The organism is Bradyrhizobium campsiandrae (assembly GCF_014529705.1).
Lineage (GTDB): Bacteria > Pseudomonadota > Alphaproteobacteria > Rhizobiales > Xanthobacteraceae > Bradyrhizobium > Bradyrhizobium campsiandrae.
In genome coordinates this window covers 1-8629 of sequence record NZ_JAANIH010000124.1, presented here as the reverse complement: position 1 = coordinate 8629, position 8629 = coordinate 1, and the positions used below count along the sequence as shown (strand labels likewise).

Genomic DNA, 8629 nt, shown 5'->3' with positions numbered 1-8629 from the left:
CGGGAGCTGGGCCTTGAAAGCCAGATAGATCAGGGTGTTGTCAGACCCCGCTGAAATCGCTGGCAGAAAAACGGGTGGCAATTTTCCGCTAAGCGTTGCAAATTGAAATCGGTAACGGAAAGCGACACAAGCGGGCCAGCAATAGCGGCCCAGGGCAACGGATCTGGCGTTTTGTAGCCGAAGAGCAAGGGCTTGATAACCTTAATAAGTGCGGTTGAAACGGAATCTATCAGGCAGATAGATTCCGTCATAGCGACAGCCGCTTTCTGTTGTCTTGCTAGCCTCTCTTATCGACAAGATTGGACGTCAGAACACAAAGTCAGTGGCTTCCGCGGCCCAGGGCCTGAAATCAAGCGCTGACCCCAGCCAGTTGCGCCATCCGACAGGGTCGCGTGCAGCCATCGATTTTGGTGGTTTGAGACAGTCCTGCCTTCTTCGGAAGGCCCCTGCCCTTCCAATCGCCGGCCGATCGTCGGCCAGGAGTTGTATCTCCCGACCTACCTGTCCCTGAGCACTCCTGCTCCGACGGCATCATGCAGCTTCGATGTCTGTCTGCGGGAAATCGGTGCCTTTGAACATCAAAGGCTCCCCTAAGTGGCGAGCGCAGGCATAGGCAAAACAGTCCCCGAAATTGAGGCGTGCCGGGTGCCGCCCCTTGCCGTAACGGTCAAAGGCGTCGAGCGCTATCCGGGCCGTTTCGGGTGGCACTTGCACCATCTTGATCTCCATCAGCGCCAGATAACTCTCCACTGCTTCGCTAGCCTCAGCGATGGGAAGATCAAGCACTCGGGCTACGGCAATCGCAGCCTCCCACACTGCCAGCGGCGAGGTCAGGCGCGTAGCCGCTTGATGAAGGCGCGCCAACAGCTCCCGCGCTTCATTTTCGTCGGTCAGCATGGCGGTCAGCGCCGAGGCATCGATAAACATCAATCGTCCCCGTAAAGGCTGTCGCGGAACGCCTTGTCTACGGGCTTGCCCTTTTGCGGATTGCTCCTGGCCCGGAGATCGCGACAGAACTGTACGCCCAGATCGACCAGGGACGGCTTGCCCTGCTCGAGCTCCAACTCGTGGGCAAGCGCCGTATGCACGGCCTCGGTGAGTCCGATCTTCTTGAGCGCGGCGACCCTGCGGGCCAGCGCGTCGGTCTCGGGATTCTTGATATGGAAAGCCATCGGACGCTCCTCTATCCGCCGCTGTGTATCCTTATATAGCACGCCGGATACACCACTTGAAGGCCAACCCCAATCGTCTCCTCGCGGGTGGCTATCGGCATCTGATGGTTAACGTCGATTGAAGTTCCTCCGCCCTTAACTTTCCTTCGGACCAGTACGCTGGTAAGCGCCATGGTCGTGCGACCTCGAGATTCGCTGAATCGGACCAGGCCCCCTAGGACGCGGAATGAATCTTCGCTCCAAAGGAGAGCCTGCCCCTGGGATGCGAGGCGCGCGCTGATGCTCAGAATTTCTCAGCTTGTTGACCGCGGTCAACTTTTGGAGTTCGGAAGCGCAAAGGGGACGAATAGGTGTTATGATACCTAAAAATGCTCGCGCCAGGTAGGGTTCGCACACTGGAGGAGGCGCTGACTTCCCGCATAGGATTACGAGGGAAGTCCGGCCTTCGGTACGTTGGGAAAGTTGACCGCGGTCAACTTTCCCAACGCACTACATCATGCGGTCCCTCGCTCTAGAAAAAGGCGGCTGGAAGAAGGGGCCAGACCTTGATGGAGCCCTCCACATCCGATCCGGTTCGCCAAACTCGACAATCTTGGGGGGCAAGGTTTCTTTGACCAGCAGGCCTGGCCCGACCGAAAATCGTAAACTCCGAGATTAGTCTCGCGAACATGTTCGATCACAGCTGCGGCGGGCACGTCTGGTAAGAGCCTGGCCGGCCTTTCCGCTGAAATCCTTTTGGAATTCGACTCTAATGGGGCGCATGGGCCGCGGGCAGGCCGAAGATGTGAGAGTTCGCTTGGGTAGTCCGAATTAGGACCTCGGAAATACGCCCAGGAAGGGGTTCGGCTCGCGGCCGTCATCCAGTGTCCGGCTGGCGCGAGACTAGATCGATAGGCACCCCTCTCTGGTCGGGCCGATCTTTGATGGCGATGAGGTTCTGCGCTGGCTCGATGCCGACATGGGGCATCGTCTTGCGATTGATGCAGACGATGCGGGGAGTAGCGTGGCTCGAAAGGACCAAAGCCGGCTCAGCCCGCGAAGAAAGTTGGCGACGCCCGGTGTGTCGCTCGGAAGTCCTAGAGAGAAGGGCTCTCCTTTTGTGATCGTAAGCTCCTTCAGCTCGTCACGGGCCGAGAACTTCCATCGCTCGCGCTTCAAGATTTTCTATCCCAGACAAAGACTGCATTGAGCTGGCAACAGCCCATCGTTAGGTGGAAGAATGTTCATGGCGCCAGCCATGGATTTCTGAACGTAGAGGGTCTTCCACGGCAGGATGTTTGGCGGCTAGGGAGTCGCGATGTTGTAGCCGATGGCGACGAACGACTGCTGCGGTGCTTGAGGAGTTCGACGTCGAGCAGTCTGTCCGACGCCACTTATCAGACAGGTGAGGGTGATTGCGGGCGAACTCCGCCGAGCAGGGGACCGCTTCGCGACCGCATTGTCGCTGCCTCGATGAATCGCGATGCACGCAGAGCTCGGCCTTTGCACGACTGGTTCGTTGGCCTAGCCAGCGCCGTCCCGCCTTAATGTCTCGTTAACCCTTTCTTCATTGCCGAGCGATACAGAATCGGAGTTACTAACGCCGAATGTAGAGTTTTCGGCAAAATGTCGTAACCACGAGATGCCGCCGTGTCTTTGACCGAACAAACTGTCGCCGATCATTCGGCGTTAAATGAGCCTCGCGCGATCCATGAACTGATCGCTGCGGACGCTCGCGAGCTGTCCGCAAAGCTTGTCGCCCACAGGCTGAAACTCTTCCCGCCGAAGGCCGCCAAAACCTTACGTCGATTCTCGTCCGGCGAAGCGGCCAAGTTCATCGGCGTGAACGACTCCTATTTGCGGCAGTTGTCGCTCGAGAAGAAGGGGCCCGATCCCGAGATCGGCCCGGCCGGCCGGCGTCTCTATTCCTTGGACGACATCCAGGCCCTTCGGACTTATCTCGACGAGACCGGAAAGGCCTCGCGCCGATATTTGCCGACGCGCGGGGAAGGGGAGCATCTGCAAGTCATAGCCGTCGTCAACTTCAAGGGCGGTAGTGGCAAGACCACCAGCGCGGCACACTTGGCCCAGCACCTCGCCTTGCAGGGATATCGCGTTCTTGCCGTCGACCTCGATCCTCAGGCGTCCTTGTCGGCCCTGCATGGATACCAGCCCGAATTCGACGTCGAAGAGAACGGCACCTTGTATGGTGCCATCCGCTACGACGACAGCCGCCGCGAACTGAGCGACATCATCCGGCGGACCTACTTCCCGCTCCTGGACATCGTGCCAGCGAACATCGAACTGATGGAATTCGAGCACGAGACGCCCAAGGCTCTGGCCCAGCGGCAGTCCGGAGATCCACTCTTTTTCGCAAGGGTGGCGACGGTGCTCGGGTCGGTGGAGTCGAATTACGACGCCGTGGTCATTGATTGTCCGCCCCAGCTGGGATTTCTCACGCTGTCGGCGCTATGCGCTGCGACCGCGGTCCTTATCCCGGTGCATCCCCAGATGCTGGACGTGATGTCGATGTCGCAGTTTCTCCTGATGACGTCGGACTTGCTGGAAGTCGTCGCGAAAGCCGGCGGCAACATGAACTACGATTGGATGAGATATCTCGTCACCCGCTACGAACCCGGCGACGGTCCCCAGGCGCAGATGGTCGGCTTCATGAGATCGCTTTTCGGCGATCGCATGATCACAAACATGATGCTGAAAAGCACCGCGATCAGCGACGCCGGCATCACCAAGCAAACCCTCTACGAGGTGCCACGCGAACAGTTCACGCGATCGACCTACGATCGCGCGATGGAGTCGCTCGACGGCGTCAATGGGGAGATCCAGAATCTCATGCAAGCGGCCTGGGGGAGAACCTGATGGGACGCAAAAACCTACTCAGCGATCTGCTGAGCGATGCCACGCAGGCTGCTCCGAGCGCGCTGCCGGCGGAGGAGAGGAGGGCACCTCAGCCGACCCTCGGCGGGCGTGGCGTTGTCGGAGCCATGGGCCGATCGCTTGAGCGACTGACGGCCGAGAGCGAAGCGGCGAGAGCGCTGGCCGATCGGTTCGCCAATGGCGAGACAGTGCTCGAAATCGATCCCTCGTTGATCGACGCATCGATCGTGCCCGACCGGATGCCTGGTACGGACGAGGAGCATGAGGCTCTGGTCCAATCGATCTCCGCCAACGGCCAGCTCGTTCCCGTTCTACTGCGTCCTCATCCGAGTCAGCCGGCCCGCTACCAGACGGCTTACGGTCATCGCCGGGTGAGGGCGCTGAAGGCGCTCGGAAGGCCGGTTCGTGCGGTCATCAGGAAGATGACCGACGAAGAGCTCGTGGTGGCGCAAGGCAAGGAGAACGGCGAACGGAAGGATCTTTCGTTCATCGAGAGGGCAATCTACGCCGTCGCTCTCGAGGACCGCGAGTTCAAGCGCGAGACAATCGGATCCGCCCTCAGCGTCGACAAGACCGAACTCTCCCGCCTGATCTCGGTCGGCCGCGCCATTCCGAGTGCATTGATCGAGGCTATCGGCCCCGCCCCGAAAACTGGCCGGAGACGCTGGATGGAGCTCGAAGCCTTGCTCCAGGGGAGGGACGCAATCGGCGAGTTGGCAGAGCTGATCTCGAGCCAGGCCTTTCGCAGTAAAGATTCGGATGCGCGCTTCCTTGCCGTTTGCGCAGCGCTTGCGCCTAAGCCGCAGCGAACGGAACCCGAGTCTTGGACATCGGCCGACGGCAAGGCAGTCGCCTCGATCGACCGCAAAACGGAAAAGACCACCCTCGCGGTAAACGAGAAAGTCGCCCCGGGCTTCGGCGAATTCGTCGTAGGGCGGCTAGGTGAACTCTACGTGGAGTACCTTAAGGGAACTGCGTAAGCGCGCTTCCCGAGGCTCCTGCAGAACATGGCGCGGCCAGCAAAGAAGGCTTGCCGCGCGATCAGTAGGCGTATCGATTTTCAACAGAGGAGTAGAACGCAAAGAAAAAGGCCCCCGAAACGTCTCCGCCCGGAAGCCTTCTCTAACGTGTAAGCAGCCTTAGAGAATCACGGACGCGAATCCCAGTCAAGCGTATTTGCTGCGGTATCGATTCGCCGAGCGCTTTTTCTTTGCCTGGAAAGGCGAAGAACATGACCGACAGTCACCCAACGACGCCCTTCGGGCGGCGGACGCTGACGCTTGCCATGATGGCGAGCCAAGCGGCCGCGAAGGCATGCCCTGAAGACAGAGTAGTTCACAAGTGGAAGATCTTCCGCGCGATCACCGATGCGAGGGAGCGGCTCGATATCTCGGATCGTGCGTTGACCGTGCTCAACGGCTTGCTGACGTGTCTACCGGAGACGGCTCTCACCCCTGGCAACCTCGTTGTCTTTCCCTCGAACGCGTCTCTGAGCGAGCGCACGCACGGCATGGCGGGGACCACGCTCCGCCGGCATCTGTTCGCGCTGGTCAACGCGGGACTCATCATCCGCCGCGATAGCCCCAACGGAAAGCGATACGCTCGGCGATCTGGCGATGGCACGATCGAGCAGGCGTTCGGGTTCGACCTGACGCCGATCGTGGCGCGGGCCGAGGAGTTCGATCGTCTGGCCGACGAGGTGAGGATCGAGCGTCGCACCATTGCCTTGGCGCGGGAGCGTGTCTCGATACTCCGGCGGGATATAGCCAAGATGATTGCCGTCGCAGCGGAGGAGGGGGCCCAGGGCGACTGGGGGGATGTCCGGAGGCGCTTCGCCGGCCTCAGTGGTCGCTTGCCGCGAGTGGTCGGGCTAGGCCTCCTCGAACCTCTTGCCGAAAGCCTTGAGCGTCTCGCCGCAGAGGCGGGCAAGCTGTTGGATTCTCATCTCTCTGCACAGAAAACGGACGGCAATGACAGCCATTCTGGCGCGCACTATCAGAATTCAAATCCAGACCCCTTTACTGAACTTGAACCAGCCTCCCGAGCAGGCGGGGGACCGATCAGTGAAACCCAACCGGTGCCGGAGAGGAGGAGCCAACAGACGACGGGATTCCCGTTGGGGCTGATCCTCAAGGCTTGCCCCGACATCGCGATGTACTCGCGGACAGGAATCGGAAGCTGGCCCGAATTCATCGCGACGGCCGCGGTTGTTCGATCGGCGCTGGGGGTCAGCCCGAGCGCCTGGGAAGACGCCGTGGACGCGATGGGGGAGGGCGATGCAGCGGTTACGGTCGCCGCGATCCTGCAACGCTCGGCGGAAGTCAAAAGCCCGGGCGGATACCTGCGGGGTCTTACGGCGAAAGCTAGGGCCGGCAATTATTCCATCGGACCGCAGATCATGGCGCTCTGGAAGAAGCAAAAGACTGCGAATGATAAACAGGTTTCCTAGCCGCGAGCGGGCGTTCCGACGCCCTGCGACTGGCGACGGCGTCTCCGGAACGGCGGGACGCGAACTGCACTGCGGGCGTGATTGAAGTGTTCGATGGCTCGATAGAAGCGATGCCGCTGCCGGAGGGCGCGGGAGGCGGTGCGATGTGAAGGAAGGAGACGGGGAGTGCCAGAACATAGACTATCGGCGCGCCCACGATGTGGCGGTGAAGCAGCCCACGATCTGCACTGCGACCTTTTCGCTAGGACTCGCCGGAGCCGGCGAACAGCACCGTCGGTGGCGTTGCGCGCGGCGGCGGGATGGACCGTCCGCCGGGTGATCCTGGTCTGCTCTTCAGGTCGTAGCGTTGGGCCAGGTCGAGCAGCCGCCGCTTGGTGAACGGGTCCGCGTTCTCGGCCAGATCGCGAGCCCGCTGCGCGAAGCCCCTGTAAAAATCTTCCACGACGCCACGCCCGCAACATCACTGAAAACCGGATATCAAAGCGAGACGCCCTTCACGTCAAGCGGTCTGATGAATGAAGACAACTTTTGGCGATCCACTTGTGCTCGCGGTGCACCGGGAACTAGGCTGATCGCGGCAGGGAAAAACCATGACTCCGCTCTACCTGAGCCGGAAGCTGTGCCCGAAGTGCGGGAAGCCGATGACAGCTGTGCCCGACGGCGTCGCGCCGGGCCGGCCGCGCTACGTCTGTCTGGCCTGCGAAGACGATCCGCTGCGCGATCCCGCTGCCCGGAAATGGGCGGAAAGCCCGCTGCGGCCGCCGGCCAAGTAACGTTCGAACCGAAATCGGGCCCGGCAGCCGATCGCTGTTGACGTCGATCGTGCTCACAACCCGCACCAATGCTGTGGCGTTGCAACCCGCAAGCCGAGCTGCTTCGTTCCATCGCGCGTGCCGGCGGAAGCGCCCCGGATTCGGCGGCCGACACGTCCAGTGACGCTAGCATCTCTTTCACGCCTCGCAGCGCGTGTTGCTCGCATGGATGCGGAGGACCGGATTGCATCCGCATGACGAGAACGTCGGCGGCCTCGTTATCGATCTTGCGACGGCCACTTCGACAGGTGCGCCGACGTTGCTGACAGCGATAGTTTCCCTAGTAGGTGATGACCCGGCGCTTAGGTGGCCTGCTTATGGTGAACGACGTTTCGCTGCGACGCTCGTTGCCTTGATATCCGAATGGCACATAGTGCCGTCCGTCTTCATTCCAAGTGTTTCGCGACGGGCGCACCCATCTGCGTCCTCGATAGAGGCTGGTCTGACCGAAGGCCGATCCCGCTTTGCGGGCTCTCGATCTTGTCCCTGCAACGCCCGTCCTCGACTTTCTTCCCCTGGCGCTGCGCGCCATTCCTCGCGGTTCAAGAAAGTCGCTGCCGGCCGCCCTCCATTTCATTTCGGCCCTCCGGGTGCAGGTCGATCGCCTCCGGTCTCACGACCGCCATCGAGGTCGCGATAGGCGCGGCCCGAGAAAACCAAAGGAATGAGACAATGGCTACCATCGGCACCTTCACCTCCACCGGCAATGGCTTCTCCGGCGCGATCAAGACGCTCAACCTCAACGTCAAGGCCAAGCTGATCCGCGTCGAGAACCCTTCCGACAAGGGACCGCACTTCCGCATCTACTCAGGCAACGTCGATTATGCGTAGCGCGGGATTATGCGGAGTCGTTGGCTGGTGGCCGCGGTTTTCAAGGGCTTTGCCGCTGTGTCGCTCCGCATAATGACGGGGCGCTGTCCGCGGCGCCTCGCGTGTTTGCGAGACGCCGCGGTGTAGGTCAGCGCGACCAGATCAGCGCACACTCGCCATCGTCGCCTTCGAAGAGGTTGGCGTAGATGGGCGCCGTGAAGGACGGATCGTCGAGCTTGACCGAGTGGTAGGAGCGATTGTCCTTCGAAGTCCGGCGCCAGGCGGCACCGATCTCGACGCCTGAGACGATCACGCGCAGGTCTGGCGCCTTGTCGCTGGTGGAGGCGGGATCGCTGGGGACGATGCGGGCCTTGGCATCGATCGCGAGCGTCTTGATGGTGCCGGTGTAGGTGCCATCGTTGCTGCGGGTGAACGAACCGATCTGGGACATGGTGGATCTCCTGTGCTGTGTTCAAGCCCGCGACCATCGCGGCCTTGTGGCGATCGAAAGC

At 61.1% G+C, this 8629-nt stretch carries 8 protein-coding genes and 1 pseudogene; 5 read left to right on the top strand and 4 right to left on the bottom strand.

Going from position 1 to position 8629, the window contains the following annotated elements; genetic code table 11:
- Positions 1–531 precede the first annotated feature (531 nt).
- Together G8O24_RS41885 and G8O24_RS41880 are read right to left on the bottom strand one after the other, a co-directional pair.
- On the bottom strand, positions 532–927 hold the full coding sequence (locus G8O24_RS41885) for a type II toxin-antitoxin system VapC family toxin (RefSeq protein ID WP_188108323.1): 396 nt from the start codon (positions 925–927) through the stop codon (positions 532–534).
- Positions 927–1172, bottom strand: coding sequence for a type II toxin-antitoxin system VapB family antitoxin (locus tag G8O24_RS41880; RefSeq protein WP_188108322.1), 246 nt, complete (start codon positions 1170–1172; stop codon positions 927–929). The genes G8O24_RS41885 and G8O24_RS41880 overlap by 1 nt, the downstream gene beginning before the upstream one ends.
- Before the next feature lie 1635 nt (positions 1173–2807).
- Between G8O24_RS41880 and repA the strand changes: the two genes are divergently transcribed.
- The 3 genes from repA (at position 2808) to repC (ending at position 6495) form a co-directional block, all read left to right on the top strand.
- Positions 2808–4028, top strand: a complete 1221-nt coding sequence (repA, locus tag G8O24_RS41875) for a plasmid partitioning protein RepA (RefSeq protein ID WP_188108324.1) — start codon at positions 2808–2810, stop codon at positions 4026–4028.
- Positions 4028–5026 carry a plasmid partitioning protein RepB gene (gene repB, locus G8O24_RS41870; RefSeq protein ID WP_188108321.1) on the top strand — a complete coding sequence of 333 codons (999 nt, stop codon included), beginning with the start codon at positions 4028–4030 and terminating at the stop codon, positions 5024–5026. Before repA ends, repB begins: the two co-directional genes overlap by 1 nt.
- Positions 5027–5277: 251 nt before the next feature.
- Positions 5278–6495, top strand: a complete 1218-nt coding sequence (gene repC / locus G8O24_RS41865) for a plasmid replication protein RepC (protein ID WP_188108320.1) — start codon at positions 5278–5280, stop codon at positions 6493–6495.
- A gap of 241 nt (positions 6496–6736) precedes the next feature.
- Here the strand turns inward: repC and G8O24_RS41860 are convergent, their stop codons facing one another.
- Entirely contained in the window at positions 6737–6937 is a 201-nt protein-coding gene (locus tag G8O24_RS41860) for a hypothetical protein (RefSeq protein ID WP_050631691.1), read from the bottom strand.
- A gap of 148 nt (positions 6938–7085) precedes the next feature.
- On the opposite strand from G8O24_RS41860, the gene G8O24_RS41855 reads away from it, so the two are divergent.
- Together G8O24_RS41855 and G8O24_RS41850 are read left to right on the top strand one after the other, a co-directional pair.
- On the top strand, positions 7086–7268 hold the full coding sequence (locus tag G8O24_RS41855) for a zinc ribbon domain-containing protein (protein ID WP_188108319.1): 183 nt from the start codon (positions 7086–7088) through the stop codon (positions 7266–7268).
- 711 nt (positions 7269–7979) lie between these two features.
- Positions 7980–8129 (top strand): annotated as a pseudogene (locus G8O24_RS41850) (DUF736 family protein); the annotation flags it as partial.
- Positions 8130–8265: 136 nt separating this feature from the next.
- Here G8O24_RS41850 and G8O24_RS41845 read toward each other — a convergent pair.
- Positions 8266–8568, bottom strand: a complete 303-nt coding sequence (locus G8O24_RS41845) for a DUF736 domain-containing protein (protein ID WP_100951628.1) — start codon at positions 8566–8568, stop codon at positions 8266–8268.
- Positions 8569–8629: the final 61 nt, after the last annotated feature.